Source organism: Bradyrhizobium sp. AUGA SZCCT0283 (genome assembly GCF_018130385.1).
Taxonomy (GTDB): domain Bacteria; phylum Pseudomonadota; class Alphaproteobacteria; order Rhizobiales; family Xanthobacteraceae; genus Bradyrhizobium.
The window spans coordinates 24,257-45,924 of the sequence record NZ_JAFCLU010000044.1 but is presented as its reverse complement, the minus strand read 5'-3'; the positions used below and the strand labels follow the sequence as shown (position 1 = coordinate 45,924).

Annotated in this window: 20 protein-coding genes; 15 read left to right on the top strand and 5 right to left on the bottom strand. The window is 62.0% G+C overall.

The window, feature by feature from the left end; genetic code table 11:
• Window positions 1-177: 177 nt before the first annotated feature.
• Window positions 178-1,140, bottom strand: a complete 963-nt coding sequence (locus JQ624_RS34595) for an alpha/beta hydrolase (protein ID WP_212423362.1) — start codon at window positions 1,138-1,140, stop codon at window positions 178-180.
• Window positions 1,141-1,276: 136 nt separating this feature from the next.
• On the opposite strand from JQ624_RS34595, the gene JQ624_RS34590 reads away from it, so the two are divergent.
• From JQ624_RS34590 to JQ624_RS34580, 3 genes are all read left to right on the top strand, one after another.
• The gene (locus tag JQ624_RS34590) at window positions 1,277-1,900 is read left to right on the top strand and encodes a TetR/AcrR family transcriptional regulator (protein WP_212423361.1); all 624 of its coding nucleotides are present in this window, start codon (window positions 1,277-1,279) and stop codon (window positions 1,898-1,900) included.
• Window positions 1,901-2,047: 147 nt separating this feature from the next.
• Window positions 2,048-3,205 carry a DUF898 family protein gene (locus JQ624_RS34585; protein WP_212423360.1) on the top strand — a complete coding sequence of 386 codons (1,158 nt, stop codon included), beginning with the start codon at window positions 2,048-2,050 and terminating at the stop codon, window positions 3,203-3,205.
• 19 nt (window positions 3,206-3,224) lie between these two features.
• Entirely contained in the window at window positions 3,225-4,328 is a 1,104-nt protein-coding gene (locus JQ624_RS34580; RefSeq protein WP_212423364.1) for a M48 family metallopeptidase, read from the top strand.
• Between the two features lie 24 nt (window positions 4,329-4,352).
• On the opposite strand, the gene JQ624_RS34575 is transcribed toward JQ624_RS34580, so the two are convergent.
• From JQ624_RS34575 to JQ624_RS34565, 3 genes are all read right to left on the bottom strand, one after another.
• Window positions 4,353-5,351 (bottom strand): LysR family transcriptional regulator, encoded by a 999-nt coding sequence (locus tag JQ624_RS34575; protein WP_212423359.1) that lies wholly within the window; start codon window positions 5,349-5,351, stop codon window positions 4,353-4,355.
• A 314-nt stretch (window positions 5,352-5,665) separates the two neighbouring features.
• Window positions 5,666-6,478: a DUF2927 domain-containing protein gene (locus tag JQ624_RS34570; RefSeq protein WP_212423358.1), complete on the bottom strand. Its 813-nt coding sequence runs from the start codon at window positions 6,476-6,478 to the stop codon at window positions 5,666-5,668.
• A 216-nt stretch (window positions 6,479-6,694) separates the two neighbouring features.
• Window positions 6,695-7,312, bottom strand: a complete 618-nt coding sequence (locus tag JQ624_RS34565) for a L,D-transpeptidase (RefSeq protein ID WP_212423357.1) — start codon at window positions 7,310-7,312, stop codon at window positions 6,695-6,697.
• 225 nt (window positions 7,313-7,537) lie between these two features.
• On the opposite strand from JQ624_RS34565, the gene JQ624_RS34560 reads away from it, so the two are divergent.
• From JQ624_RS34560 to JQ624_RS34540, 5 genes are all read left to right on the top strand, one after another.
• On the top strand, window positions 7,538-9,085 hold the full coding sequence (locus JQ624_RS34560; RefSeq protein ID WP_212423356.1) for an acetolactate synthase large subunit: 1,548 nt from the start codon (window positions 7,538-7,540) through the stop codon (window positions 9,083-9,085).
• Window positions 9,086-9,120: 35 nt separating this feature from the next.
• Window positions 9,121-9,636 carry a hypothetical protein gene (locus JQ624_RS34555; protein ID WP_212423355.1) on the top strand — a complete coding sequence of 172 codons (516 nt, stop codon included), beginning with the start codon at window positions 9,121-9,123 and terminating at the stop codon, window positions 9,634-9,636.
• Window positions 9,637-9,659: 23 nt separating this feature from the next.
• A complete protein-coding gene (locus tag JQ624_RS34550) occupies window positions 9,660-10,982 on the top strand; it encodes a M20/M25/M40 family metallo-hydrolase (RefSeq protein WP_249130298.1) in 1,323 nt (440 codons plus the stop codon).
• A 122-nt stretch (window positions 10,983-11,104) separates the two neighbouring features.
• A complete protein-coding gene (locus JQ624_RS34545; RefSeq protein WP_212423353.1) occupies window positions 11,105-11,284 on the top strand; it encodes a hypothetical protein in 180 nt (59 codons plus the stop codon).
• Between the two features lie 115 nt (window positions 11,285-11,399).
• Window positions 11,400-11,540: a hypothetical protein gene (locus JQ624_RS34540; protein WP_212423352.1), complete on the top strand. Its 141-nt coding sequence runs from the start codon at window positions 11,400-11,402 to the stop codon at window positions 11,538-11,540.
• Between the two features lies 1 nt (window position 11,541).
• Here JQ624_RS34540 and JQ624_RS34535 read toward each other — a convergent pair whose 3' ends face one another.
• Window positions 11,542-11,778, bottom strand: coding sequence for a hypothetical protein (locus JQ624_RS34535; RefSeq protein ID WP_212423351.1), 237 nt, complete (start codon window positions 11,776-11,778; stop codon window positions 11,542-11,544).
• Window positions 11,779-11,918: 140 nt separating this feature from the next.
• Between JQ624_RS34535 and JQ624_RS34530 the strand changes: the two genes are divergently transcribed.
• The 7 genes from JQ624_RS34530 to JQ624_RS34500 all read left to right on the top strand — a co-directional run bounded on the left by JQ624_RS34530 (window position 11,919) and on the right by JQ624_RS34500 (window position 21,659).
• On the top strand, window positions 11,919-12,101 hold the full coding sequence (locus JQ624_RS34530; protein WP_212423350.1) for a hypothetical protein: 183 nt from the start codon (window positions 11,919-11,921) through the stop codon (window positions 12,099-12,101).
• Between the two features lie 202 nt (window positions 12,102-12,303).
• Window positions 12,304-13,098, top strand: a complete 795-nt coding sequence (tcmP, locus tag JQ624_RS34525) for a three-Cys-motif partner protein TcmP (protein WP_212423349.1) — start codon at window positions 12,304-12,306, stop codon at window positions 13,096-13,098.
• A 3-nt stretch (window positions 13,099-13,101) separates the two neighbouring features.
• Window positions 13,102-13,851, top strand: a complete 750-nt coding sequence (locus JQ624_RS34520; protein WP_212423348.1) for a DUF5131 family protein — start codon at window positions 13,102-13,104, stop codon at window positions 13,849-13,851.
• A 616-nt stretch (window positions 13,852-14,467) separates the two neighbouring features.
• A complete protein-coding gene (locus JQ624_RS34515) occupies window positions 14,468-15,784 on the top strand; it encodes a DUF3422 family protein (RefSeq protein WP_212423347.1) in 1,317 nt (438 codons plus the stop codon).
• Between the two features lie 697 nt (window positions 15,785-16,481).
• Window positions 16,482-18,515, top strand: a complete 2,034-nt coding sequence (locus tag JQ624_RS34510) for a TonB-dependent receptor (protein WP_212423346.1) — start codon at window positions 16,482-16,484, stop codon at window positions 18,513-18,515.
• Window positions 18,516-18,780: 265 nt separating this feature from the next.
• A complete protein-coding gene (locus JQ624_RS34505) occupies window positions 18,781-19,869 on the top strand; it encodes a hydrogenase small subunit (protein WP_212423345.1) in 1,089 nt (362 codons plus the stop codon).
• Window positions 19,866-21,659, top strand: a complete 1,794-nt coding sequence (locus JQ624_RS34500) for a nickel-dependent hydrogenase large subunit (RefSeq protein ID WP_212423344.1) — start codon at window positions 19,866-19,868, stop codon at window positions 21,657-21,659. The genes JQ624_RS34505 and JQ624_RS34500 overlap by 4 nt, the downstream gene beginning before the upstream one ends.
• The last annotated feature ends 9 nt before the right edge of the window (window positions 21,660-21,668 follow it).

Here is a 21,668-nt window from a genome sequence, read left to right as displayed (position 1 = left end):
AAGCTCTATGAGATCGGCGCCGGCACCAGCGAAATCCGCCGCATGCTGATCGGACGGGAACTGTTCGAAAAGACCGCATAGGCTGAGCTGCGCCGAGTCAACAAGAGCACGGGTTCGTTAGGGCACGGCTTCCACGCGCCAGATCATCTGATCAAGTGGTGCCTCCTGTGACGACGATCACGTCAGTCCCTGGGCAACGGCGCGCAGGATAATCTTACGCGCCTGCCGGCCTTCCGGCGTCGGCATCCCCGCATAGTTGTGTGGCTGGCCCTGCCGCAGATGAAGCTCGACCGGCACACCCGCTGCCCGCGCCTTCGCGGCCATCTCGATGCTGTCGGGATAGAGAAGGTCGAGCGTACCGGAGAATATGATCATCGGCGCAAGCCCGCGGAACTCGCCATTCAACGGACTGACATAGGGATGGGTGACATCCAGGTCGCCAGCATAGAGACGGCCTGCTTCGATGATGCCCGGAATATCCTGCACGGGGTCGTGAACGGCGATTGCCATATGCTCCGGCCGGTTGATCGAAGCGTCTACCCCGGGCGAGATCAGCACCAGCCCGTCCGGTTGCCGATATCCGGAGTCTCGTAACCACTGGGCTGCCGCGAGCCCCAACCCGGCACCCGCCGAGTTGCCGACCACCGTGACCTTCGCAGGCCCGGCATCTTCCAGAAGCTTCCGCAACAGCTCACCGGTGGCCGGCACGACGTCCTTCGCAGTGGCACGGGGAGCCAGCGGGTATATGGGGACGACGCAACGGACGCGAGCATTACGGGTCAGGTAACCGATGAAGCGCCAATGGGCGCGAACGATCTCGTTGATGTAGCCGCCGCCGTGCAGGAACACCACGTGGTTGCCAATTTCGGGATTTGCAGACGGCGCCGTATTATAGACGGGCCATCCCGCCTCGCTCTTCAACGTTACCTCAACGCCGCGGCCCAGACCCGTCGGTTCATGAGGCGCCGGCCGCGATGCCAATTTGCGCACGTGCTCCTGCACGGCAGCAGCGGACGCCGTCCGCTTCTTGATGGGAAGAAGTCGCAGCAGACGATTGATGCAGCGGCTCTGCCAGCTAGGCCCGGCATTGTCCGGCAGCAACTCCTGAACCTGCTGTGTTGATACCTCTCCAACGCTCATGGCTACATCCTGTTTGGGGTGCGAGGGGGGGCGTGCTTGTTGTCAGCCCGGAAGTCACGACTATTCATTTGTCGCCGTCCGAAGATATAATACGAGCGATAGCTCGCATTACCTACTCGCATCTGGAACGCAGAACATGGCGCGCAAGCCACCCACGAAACCCAGGAAACATGCCTCTCAAGAGAGATCGCGTGCGACGGTTGACGCGCTTATCGAAGCGACAGCTCGCATTTTGGTCAAGGAGGGTTTCGACAAAGCCAGCACCAACCGTATCGCTGAAGTGGCGGGCGTGAGCGTTGGCTCGCTCTACCAATATTACCCCGGCAAGGAGGCACTCGTTGCCGCCGTCATCGACCGTCACAATCAGGACATTATGCGGGTCGTCCGTAGCGCGCTGGCGGAGGTCGCCTCGCAGCCGATTGAGAAGGCGGTGCGCAGGATTGTTGCCGTCGCGATCGAAGCGCATCGCATCGACCCCAGGCTACACCGCGTCCTGGCAGAGCAGATTCCGCGCACAGGGCGCCTTGCAAATCTCGAAGCCTTCAATCGCGAAACCTATGCGCTGTTCAGGGCCTATCTCGAGAGCCACAGCGATGAACTTCGTATGACCGACTTAGGACTTGCCACATTTGTGTGCGTGACAACGATAGAGGCGCTGGCTCATACGGCGGTCTTGCACAATGCTCAGAAGCTCTCGGACGAAGCTGTTAAGACGCTCGTCGACGAGGCTACACGGCTCGTGGTCGGATATTTGAAATAGTCGCTGTGAGTACGAGGGAAGCGGTGGCGCCGCTTTGTGCTGGCGCGGTCCTGCGGGTCTGGATCGTGCTCTGGTGTGGGACTTGGGTCACACAACGGTCGACAAATTTGTGGTTTGATCCGCCACCGTTCGCGCTGGAGTTGATCCATGAACCAGATGAGCTGGCCCCCGCAGGTGCCGCCACCACAGCCTTCGCCCGTGCCGCCGCCGATGCCGGTGGCGTTTTCCGGCAAGCGCAGCGAATTCTTTGATCTGGCCAAGCGCGGCGCCGCGCTGGAGCTCGTCACTCTCGGCTTCTACCGATTCTGGCTCCTCACCGACATCCGCCGCTATCTCTGGTCCAACACATTGGTCGATGGCGATGCCGCCGAATATACCGGCCGCGGCAAGGAGTTGCTGATCGGATTCCTGGTCGCGCTCGCGATCCTGGTGCCGATCTATCTCGGTTATTTTCTGATCGGTCTCGAGGCCGAGCACTATCAGGCGTTCGCCAGCATCCCCCTGATCGCCTTCTTCTATCTGTTCGGGCAGTTCGCGATTTTTCGCGCGCGGCGCTACCGGATGACGCGCACGGTATGGCGCGGCGTGCGCTTCTGGATGACCGGCTCGGGCTGGATCTATGCCTTGCAGGCCTCGCTATGGGGCGTGCTGATGATCCTCACGCTCGGACTGATACTGCCATGGCGCGCTGCGGCACTCGAACGCTACAAGATGCGGCATTCCCATTACGGCGACCTGCAGGGCAGTTTCGAGGGGCGCGGCTGGGAGTTCTTCAAGCGCGGCTGGTGGCTGTGGCTGCTCACGCCGATCGCACTCTATATAAGTCCGATCGCCCCCTTCATTTACGCCGGCTACAAGGCCATCGAATGGCGCTGGTGGCTATCCGGAATCCGGTTCGGCGGCGTGCGTCTGGAATCGTCGTTGCCGAAGAGCGCATTGATCGGGCTGTACTGGAAAGTGATCGGCTGGATGGCTATGCTTGGGCTTGTCTTCGCCGTCTATCTGGCGCTGTGCGCGGTGCTGGTCGCCAGCATGAGCGGTGCGGGATTGACGGAATTTTTCAAGACACCGGAATTGATGAGGAGCATTCCGCTGCTGGTGCTGACCGGTCTGGGCTATTTGTTGTTGGCGCTTTCGTTCAACGTCGTGATCCGGGTCTATCTGACGCGCGATCTCTGGGTGAAGGTGCTGGGCTCGGTCAATATCAGCGGCCTCGAGGCCGCCGCCAACGTCGCGGCGCGGGGCGATCTGGCCAACGCGCTCGGCGAAGGGTTTGCCGACGGTCTCGATGTCGGCGGATTCTAGGGCTAAGGCGTGAATGACAATGGATAGCGACGCGCCAGAGATTTCGAAAACACCGCCCGCCAATGCGGCGACCTATTTCGACGGGACGTCGAGCCGGCGCCGTGCGGTTGTGCTTCAATTCTCCGACCGGCTCGAAATCATCGAACAGGAACAGACGCTGGCGGCGTGGGACTATGCCGACATCCGCCGCGCCGACAGCCCAGCGGGCATGCTGCGCCTCGGCTGCCTCAGCGCACCTGTGCTGGCGCGGCTGGAGGTTCGCGACGACGCGCTGGCAAGCGAGTTGGTCTCGCGCTGCGCCAAATTGGATGAAAACACGCCCGGCCGCCGCGGCGTTGCCGTCATTGTCGGCTGGTCGCTCGCGGCCGCGGTTTCGATCGTTGCCGTGGTGCTGTTCGGACTTCCGCTGATCGCCGATCGCCTGACGCCGCTGGTGCCCCAAGCGTTCGAACGGCGGCTCGGCGACGTCGCCGACAGCCAGATCAAGACGATGTTCAATGCCAAGGCTTGCGACAACGCCGCCGGGCAGAAGGCTTTCGTCAAGCTCGTCACTTCAATTCGCGAATCCGCCGGCCTCGACACCTCGGTGCAGTCGGGTGTGCTGTCGAGTCCGATTCCCAATGCCTTCGCGCTGCCGGGCGGCAAGGTCTATCTGTTCGACGGATTGCTGGCGAAGGCCGAGAACGCCGACGAAATCGCGGGCGTGCTGGCCCATGAACTCGGCCATCTCAAGCATCGCGACAACATGCGCGGACTGATCCGCGACGGCAGCACGTCGTTCCTGGTCGGACTGCTGTTCGGCGACATCACCGGCTCCAGCGCGCTGATCTTCGGCTCGCGCACGCTGCTGACGTCGTCGCATTCGCGAGAGGCCGAGACCAATGCCGACGGTTTTGCGATCGACGTCATGCACCGGCTCGGCCGGCCGGCGAAGCCGACCGGGGAGTTGCTGCTTCGGGTCACCGGAAAGGAGGGCAAGGGCCTCTCCATCATCTCCACCCATCCCCTGAGCGAGGACCGGTTGGCGCGGATGAGCCGGGAAGACCGCTCCGCCAGCGGGCCGCCGCTGCTGACATCAGAGGAATGGCGATCGCTGAAGTCGATCTGCGATACCAAAATTTGACTGCCCCGCGCGCGGGAGAGGGAGCTAGCGCCGGGCGCTTTTCCGCGATCTTGCCGCTTCGATCGGCGCGGGCGCTGCGCCGCCCGGCTTCAGGTCCCATACCGCCTGCATGGCCGCGAAGGCTTGCGAGATAATCGGCTCGTGACGCCGCGACGTCAGGCAGGCGAAACTGAGGTCGCAGGTCAGCGCCACCTTGTCGGCAATCACGAAATTCCGGTCGCGCGTGATGCGGTCGAGCACGCAGTCGCGGGCGAGGCTGAGGCAGCTGCCGGCTTCGACGAACTCGATCATGGCGTCTTCCTGTTCGGCGAAGGCGACGCGTTTCGGCAATGACTCCATGGGCCGGAAGACGTCGTCGATCAGCCTCCGATGCGCCGAGGCATGCGGCGTCGCAATCCAGGGCAGGTCGATGAGGTCGGCCCAGTCCTTTCCCAGCACCTTGTCGCTCCATTCGCGCGGGGCGATCACGCGGTAGTCGTAGCGCATCAGTGGCGTGAGCCGGAACTTGCCATCCTCGATCGTGCGTTCGGGCAGCATCTCCAACCCAAGGCATTCGGCTGGCGTGGCATCGATATAGTATCCGACGTCGAGCTCGCCCCTGCCGATCTGCGCCAGCACGTCGTCGCTCATACCGTGGCGGAGGAAGACTTCGGTCTTCTTCGAGGAAGTGGCGAGGCTTCGCACGAACGGGCCCAGCCGGATCGACTCGGGATCCAGGATCGTGCCGACCCGCAGCGTTGCCCGCTGCGATTCCCGCAACGAATCTGCCGCCGTCCTGAAATCCGCTGAGGCCGATACCGTCCGGTGCGCGAGCGGCAACAAGGCGGCGCCCGCTTCGGTCAGGGTAAAGCCGCCCGGCGTTCGGTTGAAGAGCTGCAAGCCGGTGCTCTCTTCGAGCCCCTTCAGCTGGAGGCTGACGGCGGGCTGGGTCAGATGCAGCAAGGTGGCCGCACGCGACACCGTGCCTTCGCGGGCCACGGTGATGAAGCAGCGCAAGGCCTGGATACGTGGCAGGTCGTTCATTTGGAAAACTTATAGGAAGCGCCCATGAGTCCCATTAGACAGGATTTGCTCCCGGAAGTCACAATCTTTCGTCAATAAAACTTTGCGTTGTCACTGGAAAAAAGTGGATGCAGGGGGCCACCGGGTTTTCAACCATCGCGCGAGGGACGCTGGCGGGCCTGACGAAGGGTTTTGCCAGGGCTGCCGCTGGCGGGAAATTGTCCCGCATTCTCCGCCTTCATTGCGAGCGAAGCGAAGCAATCCATTGTCACCTCGTGCACGGAAAGATGGATGGCTTCGCTTCGCTCGCAATAACGGGTGAGGCCCGAGGCTCGTTACTCCGGCAGGTTGTTGACCTTGCGCACCCATGCGCGCACGTCGGCCAGCACGTCCGGCAGCACCGCCTTGACCTCCTGCACGGTCATGCCGGCCTTGATCCTGGGATCATAGAGGAGGTTCAGGAGATACTGGTCGTAGACGTCGAAATAGCCCATCGACACATTGTCGTTGAACATGGTCCAGGGCACGCTCGCCGTATCGTTGATCGGTCCCAGCGATTGCAGCAATTCCTCATAGGCGCAATCGAAGAAGACGAAGTCGCCATTGTCGACGGTGAGGATCACGTCGGAGTGCTCGATTTCGAACTTCTCGTTCTTGCGAAAGCCCGACAGGCATTGCGGGTCGAGCGAAGAGCGAATCTCTTTTGCCCGTTCGCTGCCGTAGAAGGTCGCGATGGTGCGCTGGAGATCGCGGTCGCGCACCAGCTTGACCTGCACATTGGCGTCTTCGAGGCTGCCGGCCATGGCGATGTCGAGGTGCTGAACGCGCGCGGCGATGTCGGCGACGATTTTCGCAAGCTGCGTCTTGCGGTCGGCGCGGTTGCCGTCGGCAAACACCCGCACCGGCCCGTCATACTTGCGGATGCGGTCGACACGGCCGGCGAGGTGATATTCGGCGCCGAACGCGATCTTCAGAAAGCCTTCGATGACCTCGTTGTCGGTGAAGATCTTTTTCTCGGTCCGCTGGCGCTGCGCGATGGCGGGAATATCGGCGAACGCCGTGCACGGCACCAACGTTTCGCCGAGCGCAACGACGCTCAGGGCCGCCGCGAGCGTCCATCGGTACAGGGATCGGCGAGCCGTGCGCATTCAAACAACGCTGCAGCAATCGGCGCGTGCGTGCAAGGCACGATCATGCTTTTCTCGCGCGTAGCCGCACAGAATTCCGTGATGCCGCCAGCCTGGAACCTTTTCCGTTTCGATTGAATCGAAACGGGGCTCTAGATTCCTGGTTTGACGCGTTTTCTTGACGCGAACCGGTCACCACGGATCAAGTCCGAGGGCATGCTTCGCTTGAAAACGCTCCTAGTTCTTCACGACAACCGGGGTGCCGATGGACACGCGGCTATAGAGATCGGTCACGTCCTCATTGGTCATGCGGAAGCATCCGGACGACACCGCCTGTCCGATCGTCTCGGGCTCGTTGGAGCCGTGGATGCGATAGAGCGTCGATCCCAGATACATCGCCCGCGCGCCGAGCGGATTGTCGATGCCGCCCGCCATGTGGCGCGGCAGATCCGGCCGCCGTCGCAGCATCTGGGCCGGCGGAGTCCAGCTCGGCCATTCCTTCTTTGCGGAAATGCGGTGGGTTCCACCCCAGCGGAAGCCGTCGCGGCCGACGCCGATGCCATAGCGGATCGCCTGGCCGTTGGAGAGCACGAGATAGAGCCGGCGCTCGGCGGTGTTGATGTAGATGGTCCCGGGGGCGTAATTGCCGGCGAAGTTCACGGTGGTGCGCGGGATCGGGCTCGATCCGCTGGGCATGCCGGGTCGGAAGAAACCGGGGCCGCCGCCCATGATGTCGCGTGTGTCGACGAAGCCTTGAGATTCGAAGCCTTGAAATTGGAAGCCTTGAGCCTGCGCGTGGCCGGCCGCCGCCAGCATCGTCACCGCCGCGAACAGCAAAGCAAAAGCCCGGGTCATTTTCTTCCTCGTGAAAAAAACTGAATATGCAGGAGACAGGCCATAATTGCGGCGATCGTGCAAGCAACGACCCCGTGACCCCAGCCATTTTCGAACGCCGCGGTTAAAAAAGGCAACATGCCCTGGGCGATGGCTGCATTGTTCCGCTAAACCTTTGACGAAACGTGCGAACAATGTTTGATCGTCAGCGGCTCTTGGGAACGAAGCGCGAAGGGGAACGAGACGATGAACGGTGCGGAAAGTCTGGTGCGGACATTGGTCGCAGGCGGCGTGGATGTCTGCTTCACCAATCCCGGCACCTCGGAGATGCATTTCGTCGCCGCACTGGACCGGGTTGAGGGGATGCGCTGCGTGCTCGGCCTGTTCGAGGGCGTGGTGACGGGCGCCGCCGACGGCTACTACCGCATGAAGGGCACGCCGGCTTCGACCCTGCTGCATCTCGGCCCCGGCCTCGCCAATGGCCTCGCCAATCTGCACAACGCCAAGAAGGCCAATTCCGGCATCGTCAACATCGTCGGCCAGCACGCGACCTATCACATCGGCTACAACGCCCCGCTGACCTCCGACATCGAGGGGCTGGCGCGGCCGATGTCGTCCTGGGTGCGGACCTCGCCGGATTCGAAATCCGTCGCCGTTGACGGCGCCGCCGCGATCGCCGCGGCGAAAAGCGCGCCGGCGCAGATCGCAACCCTGATCCTGCCCGCCGATACCGCCTGGAACGAGGCCGATGGCATCGCCCAGGTTCCGGCGGAAAGCCAGCGCGCCAATTATTCCGCGCAGGCCGTGGACCATGCCGCCAAGGTGCTGCGCAACGGCGGCGCGTCGACGCTGCTGCTGATGACCGGCAGCGCGCTCACCGAGCACGGGCTGGCGCTGGCCGCCCAGATCGCGGGCAAGACCGGCTGCAAGGTGATGGGCCAGACCTACAATCCGCGCATGGCGCGCGGCAAGGGCCGGTTCGCGATCGACCGCATCCCTTACGTGATCGAGCAGGCGCTGCCGATCCTGAAGGATTTCAAGAACATCGTGCTGGTCGAGGCCAACGACCCCGTCGCGTTCTTCGCCTATCCGAACAAGCCGAGCATGCTCAAACCCCAGGGCTGCGAGGTGCACCGCATGACCTCGGGCGCCGAAAATTCCGTCGCCGCGCTGGAAGCGCTGGCCGGTGCGCTCCACGCCCAGCCGGCCGACCGCCAGCCGCAGAAATTGGTCGAACTGGCAAAACCGACCGGCGCGCTGACGCATGCCTCGATCGCGCAGGCGATCGCGATGGCGATCCCGGAAAACGCCATCGTGGTCGATGAATCCGTCACCACCGGCCGCGGCTTCTTTCCGCCGACGGCGGCCGCCGCCCCGCACGACTGGCTGCAGAACATGGGCGGTTCAATCGGCTTCTCGACGCCGGTCGCGACCGGCGCCGCGGTGGCGTGCCCGGACCGCAAGGTGATCTGCATGGTCGGCGACGGCAGCGCCATGTACACACTGCAATCGCTGTGGACGCAGGCGCGCGAAGGCCTCAACGTCGTCACGATTGTATTTGCCAACAAGATCTACCAGATATTGCGGGGCGAGTTCGACGGCGTCGGCGCCGGCGAGCCGGGACAGCGGGCGCTCGACATGCTCAAGATCGACCGCCCGGACCTCGACTTCGTAGCCCTCGCCAAGGGCATGGGCGTGCCGGGCCGCGCGGTCGCCAATGTCGATGATTTCGTCAAGGCGCTGGCGGAAGCCATCGCCGAACCGGGACCGCGGCTGATCGAAGTGCAGATGTAAGGCGACCCTGACCGCTCGCCTTCGTGGGAGGCGTCATGCAGACCGAACTGAACAAGGTCATCACTGCACTTCACGAGTTCTACGCGCGCGAAGCCTTTCTGCTCGAAAAGGAGGCCGGCGAGCGCGCGTTGACGCATCGGCTGGCGGTGCATTTCGAAAAGCAGTTCCCGGGCTGGGAGATCGATTGCGAATACGACCGGCTGGGCGACCGCACGCTGCGGCTGCCGCACGGAACGATCGTCTCGACCGACGATCACCTCGCCAAATCCATCTATCCCGACATCGTGGTGCATCAGCGCGCCATTCCCAACAACCTGCTCGCCGTCGAGGTGCGGAAATCGGCCAATCATCAGCCGCTCGAACATGACCAGCACAAGCTGCGGGCGCTGACCGATCCGCATCTGTGGTTCGCCTACTGGATCGGCGTGCTGCTGACGCTCGGCAAGACGCAGGTCACGACGTCGGAAGTCTATACCAGCGGCGTTTTCGACCAGGCGCTGTCCGGCTGGTTCGCGGCGCGGCTGAAGGATGCGGGCTTAAGCGCAGGATGAAACCTGCGACCGGAGATTTTTTGATGACGCTTACTCGATCGATCCTGACAATCGCATTCGTCGCCCTCGCGCAGCATGCGCTGGTGCAGCAGGCGTGGGCGCAAGCCGTTTCCGCGCCTGACCTGGAAGCCATCCTCGCCCATCCCAAAATCGTCAAGGCGCTCGACGACATCAAGGCCGACGATGAGCGGGCCTTTGCCGAACAGAAGCGCATCACCGAAATTCCGGCGCCGCCGTTCAAGGAAAAGGTCCGCGCCGAATATTATCAGAAGCGGATGCAGGAACTCGGCTTCAAGGACACTGCCATCGACAGCGAAGGCAATGTGATCGCGCTGCGCAAGGGCAGTGCCGGCGGCCGGCCCAGGCTGGTGGTGTCGGCGCATCTGGACACGGTGTTTCCCGAAGGCACCGACGTCACGGTGAAGGAGAAGGACGGCGCCATCGTAGCGCCAGGCATCGGCGACGATTCGCGCGGGCTTGCGGCGATGCTGTCGCTGATCAAGGTGATGAACGAAAACCAGATCGCGACCATAGGCGACATCATGTTCGTCGGCACGGTCGGCGAGGAGGAACTCGGCAATCTCCGCGGCGTGAAGGCGCTGTTCCGCGATCACACCGATATCGACGGCTTCATCTCGATCGACGGGCTCGGCATCACCCGCGTCGTCAACCAGGCGACCGGCAGCCATCGCTACGAATTCACCTTCAAGGGCCCCGGCGGGCACTCGTTCCAGGAGTTCGGATTGCCGAGCGCGATCCATGCGATGGGCCGGGCGATTGCGAAAATCGGGGAGTTGCAGCCGCCGTCCGATCCCAAGACCACATTTACCGTCGGCACCGTGAACGGTGGCACCTCGGTCAACGCCATCGCCGCCGAAGCGCGGATGGCCGTCGATATGCGCTCGAACTCGACCGACGAACTGCTCAAGCTCGAGGCGCGGCTGCTCGAACTCGTCAAGGAGGCGGTGGCGGATGAAAACGCGCGCTGGAAATCGGACAAGATGACGGTGGAGGCAAAACTGATCGGCGACCGGCCGGCGGGCATCGTCGCGATGGATTCGCCGATCGTGCTGGCGACCCAGCGCGCGGTCTCGGCCGTCACCCGCGGGCCGCGGCCGACCTTTGCCGGCTCCTCGACCGATTCCAACATCGCGATGTCGCTCGGCATTCCCGCCGTCACCATCGGCGGCGGCGGGGAGGGCGGCAACTGGCACTCCCGCAACGAGTGGTACAAGCCGGTTAACGCCTGGTACGGCCCGCAGAACGCGCTGTTGACCGTCCTGATCCTGACCGGGCTCGATGGGGTGACAAAACCGGCGCTTCCGGTACGAAAAGCCGCCAAATAGGGCCCGAATTGTCCCCAAGCCCGTTAACCATGCCCCCGATTGGACAAATTATCGGCCAATTGCGGCCAAAGCGGTAACCGAACATCGTTCCCCTGTAGTTCTACGTGCGTAGGGGATGTGGCATGGCGTACAGGATCGTGGCGGAACGCAGGGACGAGACCGTCAGGATGGACCGAAGCAGCATGCTGGTGGCGGTCGCCAAAGCGCGGGTCTGGGCCAGCGAGGGGTGGAAAGTCACCATCATCGTCGGCGACGAAAACGAAATCGCGCCGGCCGACGCGCGCCGGCTTTCCTTCGTGTGACGACCGGCGGGTGAAGACCGATCTGGCGGCCTCTGCTGACGGGCCGCCAAAATAGAGCGGAACCGGGAACCCGGACCAACGTTATCCCTGCGGGCAGGCTTCTTGGAGCAATGCCATGCAGTGGCGGTCAGCAACCACGGGCGCCGACGCGATGCGCGGCACCAGCGACGACGACATCTCCTACGCGACCGGATGGACCATCAGCGGCCTTGCGACGCTGGGCACCATCGTGGCGATCTGGCTGCTGGGGATCTGACTTAAGCTTTTCTCTGCGCGATCCGCTTGCCGCCGGTCACGCGAAGTCCCGCCTTGCGCCCGACCAACAGGCCGAGCACCACGAGCAGGCACCACACCGGAAAGAAAAACAGCGTCAGAATGCCGGCCTCTTCCGGGTCGGTTTGCAACAGCCATTTGACGAATCCGATCGGCGCGAGCAGTCCGACGGCGCCGCCGGCGAGGGTGGTGAGGGTCATGATGATCTTCTGGGCGGTCATCGTCGGCTACCTGAACGCGGATATGTAAGCGAACTAGAGCAACGGCCTTCCGGTAAGCTAAAGGACACTGCAGCGATATCGGGCCTAATTGTCCGGCAGCTGGAAAGGGGTCTTTAAACTTTGTCGGGCATCCCCGATTCATGTCGAAGGACAACGTCTACAAATTCAGGACAGTGAAGTGGGGAGATCCTGAGCACAAGCTCAAGATGATTCCCGATGCGATCCCCGCAGTGCTGAGACCGCTCTATTTCGGTTTGACTGCCGGTTTATGCCTCGTGAGTTTCGGCATCATTTACGGCCTTCGAACGCTCGGGGTGTTTTAGGCGGACTTTTGGGAGACGCACAAAGAATCGAATCTTGGACCTCTCCCGTGGGAGGGGAGGGCTGAGCCTAGCAAACTCAATAGCATAGGACCCCGGTAAGCTTATTCCGTTGATTTTTCTCAACCCGGGGCAGCTATCTGATAAGTTGCACCTTGGGGGTGATATCGTGGCAACTAGAGAGGTCGACCCAATCGATGGCTTGATGGTTGATGTCGTCGGACCTTGGGCGTCGGAAAAGCATCAACGGTTGAGTGAATATATTCGGCTTGCGAGCGGTGCTCGCAAAGTGTTCGTTCCGCCCAAGGGAACGGGTGGCGCGTCCTACATCGAGCTTTTCTCGGCATCAGGCCGGTCGGTGATTGAGGGCACTTCGACTTATATCGATGGCAGTCCGCTAGTCGCCTACAAAGCTGCCCATGCCAGCGGCGTCAGATTCTCCGAACTGCACTTCAACGATATCGATCAAGAGAAGACTGACGCCTTGGACCAACGCATTCGCGCGCTTGGTGGCGCCGCGGTAGTTCACAACAAACCTGTGGATCTGGCCATCGACGATATAGTCTATGCGCTCAATCCTTCAGGCCTGCATTTCGCGTTTCTGGATCCCTACAACCTCGAATATCTTTCGTTCGACATCATCGAGAAGTTGGCGCGATTCAAGCATATGGATATGCTCGTGCATGTCAGTGTACAGGACCTGCAAAGGAACCTCGATCGCTACAGCGTTCAAGGAGGCGTGTTCGATAAATTCGAGCCGGACTGGCGGAAAAGGGTGAACCCCAACCAAGCAATCGCGCCTTTTCGCGCTGCATTGATGGAATACTGGCTTGGCGAGATTCGAAAGCTCGGAACAATGCCGGCACAAGGGGTCGAGCTAGTAGTTGGATCAAAAGGCCAGCGTCTTTATTGGCTCATGTTTGTCGCTGCGCATGATCTCGCGCAGAAGCTCTGGAGCGCGGTCCGGAATCCGGGCGGTCAAAGAGATATGGGATTTTGAAGCATGGCGGACACCTCAATCGAATGGACGGACGCTACTTGGAATCCGGTGGCTGGCTGTACCGTACTGTCGCCTGGCTGCACGAACTGTTACGCTATGCGAATGGCAGCGCGGCTTGATGCCATGGGCATGGAGAAATACCATGACCTCACGCGCAAGAGCGGCGGCCGAGCCAAATGGACGGGCAAGATCCGACTCGATCGCGATGCGCTCGTGGTGCCGCCGAAGTGGCGGCAGCCGCGACGCATTTTCGTGAACTCGATGTCTGATCTTTTCCACGATGCGGTACCGGCGGCATTCGTCGCTGAGGTTTGGAAGGTGATGGAAGCGACTCCGCAACACACCTACCAGATCCTGACTAAGCGCCCGGAACGTATGACTGAGGTCACCGCGAAGTTGAAGAAGCTGCCGAATGTATGGCTCGGCACCAGCGTCGAGAGCGGCGATTATCTCGATCGCATCGATGCTTTGCGAAACGTGAATGCTGCGATCCGGTTCGTTTCTTTCGAGCCGCTGCTGGCATCGGTAGCTGCTGCAGATTTAACCGGCATTCAGTGGGTGATTGTCGGCGGCGAGAGCGGGCCGCGATCACGGCCGATGCTTGAAGAATGGGTCGATGAGATCGAGGCGTCTTGCCGGGAATCCGGGACTGCCTTTTTTTTCAAGCAGTGGGGAGGTACCAGAAAGAAGATGACCGGGCGCACCTATCGCGATCAGACATTCGACGAGATGCCAGTCACAGATTTTCGCTGACGAATTGTTATCGCGATCCAGTCAAGCCCTTCTGCCAAAAATGCAAAAAGCCCGACATCAGGGGCTTTGTATGGTGGACGCACAAGGGATCGAACCTTGGACCTCTTCCGTGTGAAAGAAATCCAGAGCGCGGGTATGGTTGCTGGGTAGCTGTGGCCTACAAATAGGACGAATCGCACGGTTGACGACCAAATGTGAATCGGCGTGGGGTCCGGGGCCGATCGGCATCCTAAATGTTTTGATGGACCTCGTGTCTGTGGGGTCAATCTTCGGAGCCGAAGCACTATTGGTTTAGTTGTCGATTCGGAAAGAGCTCGACCTGCAACCAGACCGTTATGAGCGGCAGGATATAGGTCAGCTTCGTTGATTTTGCTGCGCTTTCATCTGCGTTCAATCGCGTTCGTCGCGCTTTGGTGAGATCGTTTCTGGTGCGAAACGGGTGCGGTGGTACTGGCTGTGTGTCGATCCCGACCTCAAGGGCTTAGATGAGACACGGCCGCCTCGCGATCATTCGGTGACTGTCCAGCAATGCCTTCCGGCTTTTGTCAGGGGCCATGGAATGCTAGTGGGTCGTGCGCTGATTTTCTTCAGGCGCTTGATCGACTGGGATACTGCGATGAGAACGGAGGTTCTGGTAGGAGATGGCGAGCCGGCGCGGCTGACGCCGCATCCGCTGCGTGCCGTCGTCCTCGGCGAACTCCACGCCAGGCCATTCACGCCGCTGACGCTGCCGTCCCGCATTCTGCATTTCGGTTTCGACACCTCAGGCGCGCGGGCGCAGGCCGATCGCGCCAATCTGGTGGCGTTGTGCACATCGCGCGGACTAACGCCTCCGGCGGCAGCAGAAAAGCAGTACCGCGCACCGTTCGGTGGCACGATCCTGCGCTGGGAACAGCATTCGGAATTCACCACCTACACCTGGGAAATGCCGGCCGACCCCGGCGGCGCGCCTTTCCATCCGGATGCGGCATCGCTTGCCACGCCGATGCGGTTGGTTCCGCAGCCCGGGCCGCTGCTGGTCGCGGTCGACCTGCAATTGCTGGCGGAAGACCCCCCGCGCACCGCCCCGGAACGGCTGTTCGACCGCGCCAGCCTTGCGGTGGCGGAAAACTCCGATGGCGTCGCGGTCTACGCCACCGATTTCCAGCCGGGACCGTCCGGCTTCGTGCGGATTCTGGTGATCGACCGCGGCATGGATGCCGAGCGGACCGGCGCGCTGGCGCAGCGGGTCATCGAAATCGAGACCTATCGCACGCTGGCGCTGCTCGGCCTGCCGGAAGCGCAACGCCTTGCGCCGTCGATCGCTGCCTCCGAGCGGCGGCTCGTCGAGGTCACCGAAGAAATGCGCCGCGCCGGCGATCTCGCCAGCAACCACAGGCTGCTCGACGAGTTGACGGCGCTGGCCGCGGAGGTCGAGGCAGGCGCGGCCGCGAGCGTGTTCCGCTTCGGCGCCAGCCCCGCCTATGGAGAGATCGTCGAGCAAAGATTGCAGACCATCGGCGAGCGCAAGGTTGCGGGGCTGCCGACCTGGACCTCGTTCCTGGCGCGGCGGATGAAGCCGGCGTTGCGCACCTGCGTCACCATCGAGAACAGGCAGTCGAGTCTTTCGCTGAAACTTGCGCGCGCCGCCAACCTGCTGCGTACCCGGGTCGATGTCGAACTGGAACAGCAGAACCAGGAACTGCTCAAATCGATGAATGCACGGACGCGGCTGCAGTTGCGGCTGCAGACCACGGTGGAGGGTCTTTCCGTTGCGGCCATCACCTATTATGTCGTCGGGCTGTTCGGCTATCTGGTGAAGGCGGCCCACGACAGCGGCCGGATGGCGGCCGAGCCAAGCATCGTGACCGCAGCCTTCGTGCCGATCGCCGCCTTCGCGATCTGGTGGACGGTGCGGCGAATCCGCAGGAAGCATACCGCCGGCGAGGATTGACCCTCGCATCCCCAAGGCACGAGCCAGAACCGATCGGGCGTCAGTGCCGATCGCCGGCTCGCTTGCGGCTTGAGGCAGCCTTCTTGCCGATTTCGGTCGGTATCATTACCGCGCGGCCATAGTGCAGTTGTCGTCGTCGAGCGCGATCGTGATGCGCGGCAATTCCATCTCCTGCCGGTTGCGCCGGGGTATGATAAAATATTGACAATATCATACCAGTCATGTCAGCGATCCGTTCTTGTCGGACCACAACAACGGGCCCGTCGGGGATTCATACATCAAGTCGGACAATGTCGCGCAACTAAGACACCGACCCTTGGGTGTTCCTCCACATAGGGAGCCACGCTTGGGGACGGGCTGTGCGCACATATTCACTTGGGCATATTTCGGGTGCCGGGGAGGGGATCCATTCATCGCGCCCGTGCTGCGGGGTGCGGCGCATCGATCTTTACACCGGTTGAGCGCGATCGTGTTGACGTGCTCGCTTGTGGCGGGACCCAGCGCATCGGCACAGAGCCTAAGGTCTACCACGCTGCCAGCGATTGAGGTGGACGCACCTCAGTGGCGTCAGGACACTAATCTCAAGCTGAGGAACGGCAGCGGCCGACGGTCGAAGCGCAGCCCGATCCAAGGCCCGGCTGCGGCCGCCAATGCAGTCCCCATCGCGAATGCCGCGGGGACCGCTCCGCTGCCAGCCATGTCTTCGAGCGAGAAAATTGTCAGTGGCGAGGACGTCAATACGAGACCGTTGTCGCGGCCTGCGGAGGCGCTCGAAGTGGTGCCCGGACTGGTCGTCACCCAGCACAGCGGCGACGGCAAGGCCAATCAGTACTTCCTGCGCGGATTCAATCTCGACCACGGCACCGATCTCGCAATCTCGATCGACGGCATGCCTGTCAACATGCGCACTCATGCGCATGGCCAGGGATACACCGACCTGAATTTCCTGATCCCCGAATTGATCGGATCGGTCCACATACGCAAAGGGCCCTATTTCGCCGACGAGGGCGACTTCTCCTCGGTGGGATCAGTCCATGTCAGCCTGCTCGACAGCATCAAGACGATGGCGTCGATCACTGCCGGGAGTTTCGGCTACCGCCGCGGCTTCGGCGTGACATCGACGAAGCTCGGCGAGGGCGCGCTGCTGATTGCAGGCGAGGTCAACGCCTACAATGGCCCATGGGACAATCCCGACGAACTGCGCAAGCTCAACGGCGTTGTGCGTTACAGCCAGGGCACGGCGGCGGATGGCTTCTCGCTGACCGGGATGGCCTATGCGAACAAATGGAATTCCACCGATCAGATCCCGTCGCGGGCGATCGCTTCCGGCGAGATTGGGCTCTTTGGCGCGCTGGATCCGAGCGACGGTGGCAGTTCCGATCGCTTCTCGGTATCGGGCCGCTGGGCGCAGACCAGCGAGGGCGGTTCCTCGAAGGCCAATTTCTACCTCGTCAAGAGTTCACTCAATCTCTGGAACAACTTCACCTACTTCCTCAGCGATCCCGTCAATGGCGATCAGTTTCATCAGCACGACGATCGTATCCTCGGCGGCATCAACGCGTCGCATACATTCAAGAGCCGGTTCGCTGGCTTGCCCGCGGAAACCGAGATCGGGGTGCAAAGCCGCTATGACGACATCAGGCTCGATCTGAGTAACACCGTGCGGCGGCAGTTTTCGTCACCCATTCGCAGCGACTCGGCCCGCGAGGGCAGCGTCGGCGTATTCGTGCAGAACACGCTGCACTGGACCGACTGGCTCCGAACGATTGTTGGCTGGCGTGGCGATTTCTACCGGACCTCGGTGAATTCCTTCTTCACGCCGGCCAACTCCGGTAACGCCACTGCTTTCATCGGCAGCCCCAAACTCGGCGTGGTATTTGGGCCGTTCGCCAAAACCGAATTCTTCATCAACGCCGGCGATGGGTTTCACAGCAACGATGCCCGTGGGGTGACGATTAGGGAATCGCCCAGCGACGGCTCGCCACTGCAGGGCTCGCCGTTTCTGGTCGGAACCAGGGGAGCCGAAGTCGGATTGCGGAGCAAGGTCATTCCGGGGTTGACCAGCGCGGTCAGTGCATTCCTGTTGGATTCTAAGTCCGAAATTCTGTTCGTTGGCGACGCCGGTGATACTGTGGCGAGCCGGCCGAGCCGCCGCTATGGCATTGAATGGACCAACGACTATCGTCCATTGTCGTGGCTCGCCCTCGAAGGCGATATTGCCGTGACGCACGCGCGCTTCCGCGGCGATGATCCGGATCAGGCGGCACTGTATGCCTCGCTCGCCGGCTTTCCCGCCGCACAGATCGGCAATGCGCCGGGCAACTACATTCCGGGCGCGCCGAATGTGATCGCTTCCGCCGGGATCACGCTTGGCGAGAAGACCGGCTGGTTCTCGGCGCTCCGCTATCGCTATTTTGGACCGCGGCCCCTGACGGAAGACAAGGCCTTTGTTTCGCCGGCGACCGGTTTGTTGAACGGCCGGCTCGGTTATCGCTTGGACAATGGCTGGCGTATTCAGCTCGATGCCTTCAATATTCTGAACAGCCGCTCGGACCAGATCGCTTACGCCTACGGTTCGCTCCTGCGATCGGATTCGCTATTTTCAATGTGCTTTCCGGCAGCGGGTCCGCCAACCGCGCCTGCTGCCGTCTGCCAGACCGGCGTAATGGACCGGGTGCTGCATCCAGTCGAGCCGCTGGCAATTCGACTGACGGTCGCGGGGCGATTCTGAATTGGGGGTGAGGCGGTCTCTTGCCCCGGGGCTCGTCGTCGGTGCCGCAGCCGCTGCAGGATGCGTTCAGGCAGGGAACGGAAGCCTGGTAACGCGCTTACCACTTGATGACGGACTTGCTAAGTCCGCATCCGATCCAGCGCCGCCATTTTCTTCTAACCTGCTGAAACATTGACAGCATTCTGGTTGGCCCGGCCTTTGCAATCTTTTCACGAGCGACCGCCGCGCCAACAAGCGGCCAGCGCAAAATGGAGGGACGCCGGCGATGACCGAAACATTCTACGACGTGCTGAGGCGCCAGGGCATCTCGCGCCGAAGTTTTCTTAAATTCTGCTCGTTGACGGCGGCGTCGCTCGGGCTCGGACCGGAATTTGCGCCGACCATGGCGCAGGCGCTCGAGACCAAGCCGCGCGTGCCGGTGCTGTGGCTGCACGGTCTGGAGTGTACCTGCTGCTCGGAGGCCTTCATCCGCTCCTCGCATCCGCTGGCGTCGGACGTCATCCTGTCGATGCTCTCGCTCGACTACGACGACACTATCATGGCGGCCGCCGGGCATCAGGCCGAAGCGATCGTCGAAGAGGTGGTAGCGAAGTACAAGGGCAACTACATTCTCGCCGTGGAGGGCAACCCGCCGCTCAACGAAGACGGGATGTACTGCATCATTGGCGGCAAGCCGTTCCTCGAGCAGCTCAAATTCGCCGCGAAGGATTGCAAGGCGGTCATTTCCTGGGGCAGCTGCGCCTCATGGGGCTGCGTGCAGGCCGCACGGCCCAATCCGACACAGGCCGTTCCGGTCCACAAGGTGATCCGCGACAAGCCGATCATCAAGGTGCCGGGCTGCCCGCCGATTCCGGAGGTGATGACCGCCGTCGTCACCTACATGATGACGTTCGACAAGATTCCCGAGCTCGACCGCCAGGGGCGGCCGAAAATGTTCTATTCGCAGCGCATTCACGACAAGTGCTATCGCCGACCGCATTTCGATGCCGGGCAATTCGTCGAGCACTGGGATGACGACGCCGCGCGCAAGGGCTACTGCCTCTACAAGATGGGCTGCAAGGGCCCCACCACCTATAACGCCTGCTCGACCACGCGCTGGATGGGCGGTCTTTCCTTCCCGATCCAGTCGGGCCACGGTTGCATCGGCTGCTCGGAAGACGGTTTCTGGGATAACGGTTCGTTCTACAACCGGCTCTCCGACATTCATCAGTTCGGCATCGAAGCGAACGCCGACAAGGTCGGCGGCACCGCCGTCGCCGCGGTCGGCGCGGCCGCGGCCGCGCACGCCGCCGTCAGCGCCATCAAGCGCGCCCGCAACAAGGCGCCGGCGAACACAGGGGAGAATTCACAATGAACGTTCAGACGCCGAACGGCTTCACGCTAGACACCAGCGGCAAGCGCGTTGTCGTGGATCCGCTGACCCGCATCGAAGGGCACATGCGCTGCGAGGTCAACGTCGACGCCAACAACATGATCACCAACGCCGTTTCCACGGGTACGATGTGGCGCGGCCTCGAGGTCATTCTCAAGGGCCGCGATCCGCGGGACGCCTGGGCGTTCACCCAGCGCATCTGTGGCGTCTGCACCGGCACCCACGCGCTGACCTCGGTGCGCGCGGTCGAGGATGCGCTGAAGATCAAGATCCCCGAGAATGCGAACTCGATCCGCAACATCATGCAGCTCTCGCTGCAGATCCATGATCATCTCGTGCATTTCTACCATTTGCATGCGCTCGACTGGGTCAATCCGGTGCATGCGCTGAAGGCGGATCCGAAAGCGACCAGCGAGTTGCAGATCGCGACCGGTCCCAACCATCCGAAGTCCTCGCCCGGCTATTTCCGCGACGTGCAGAATCGCCTGAAGAAATTCGTCGAGAGCGGCCAGCTCGGGCCGTTCAAGAACGGATATTGGGACAATCCGGCCTATCTGTTGCCGCCCGAAGCCAGCCTGATGGCCGTGACGCACTACCTCGAGGCACTGGATTTCCAGTCCCAGATCATGAAGACGCGCGTCGTTTTCGGCGGCAAGGATCCGCATCCGAACTGGCTGGTCGGCGGCGTTCCCTGCGCCATCAATGTCCACGGCGAGGGCGCGGTCGGCGCCATCAACATGGAGCGTCTCAACTTCGTCTCCTCGATCATCGATCAGACGACGACCTTCATTCAGAACGTGTACATCCCCGATATTCTGGCCATCGCCAGCTTCTACAAGGGCTGGCTCTACGGCGGCGGCCTGTCGGGCAAGAGCGTGCTCGCCTATGGCGATATCCCCGAATACGCCAACGACTATTCGCCCTCCAACCTGCTGATGCCGTCAGGCGCCATCATCAACGGCAATCTCAAGGAGGTTCACCCTGTGGATCTGCGCGATCCTTCGCAGATCCAGGAATTCGTGCCGCACTCCTGGTACAAATATCCCGACGAGAAGAAGGGCTTGCACCCCTGGGATGGCGTCACGGTGCCGAATTACGTGCTCGGGCCCAATGCCAAGGGCACCAAGACCAATATCCGGGAAATCGACGAGGGTGGGAAATACTCCTGGATCAAGGCACCGCGCTGGAAGGGACACGCCATGGAGGTCGGTCCGCTTGCCCGCTATGTCGTCGGCTATGCCAAGGGCGACAAGGAAATCACCGAGCAGATCAACATGGTGCTGAAGACGCTCGACGTCCCTGTCAGCGCCTTGTTCTCGACGCTTGGCCGCACCGCCGCCCGCGCGCTCGAGGCGCAATGGTGCTGCTCCAAGCAGCGCCACTTCATGGACAAGCTGATCGCCACCATCAAGGCTGGCGACAGCTCGACCGCGAACGTCGAGAGCTGGGATCCAAAAACGTGGCCGGTCGAGGTCAAAGGTGTCGGCTTCACCGAGGCTCCGCGCGGCGCGCTGGCCCACTGGATCAAGATCAAGGACACCAAGATCGACAACTACCAATGCGTGGTGCCGACGACCTGGAATGGCAGCCCGCGCGACAACGAAGGCAATATCGGCGCCTTCGAGGCTTCGCTGATGAACACCAAGGTCGAGCGTGCCGAGGAACCGGTCGAGATCCTGCGGACGATCCACAGTTTCGATCCATGCCTCGCATGCTCCACCCACGTCATGAGCGAGGATGGACGTGAACTGGCCAATGTCACGGTGCGTTGATGGAGAACA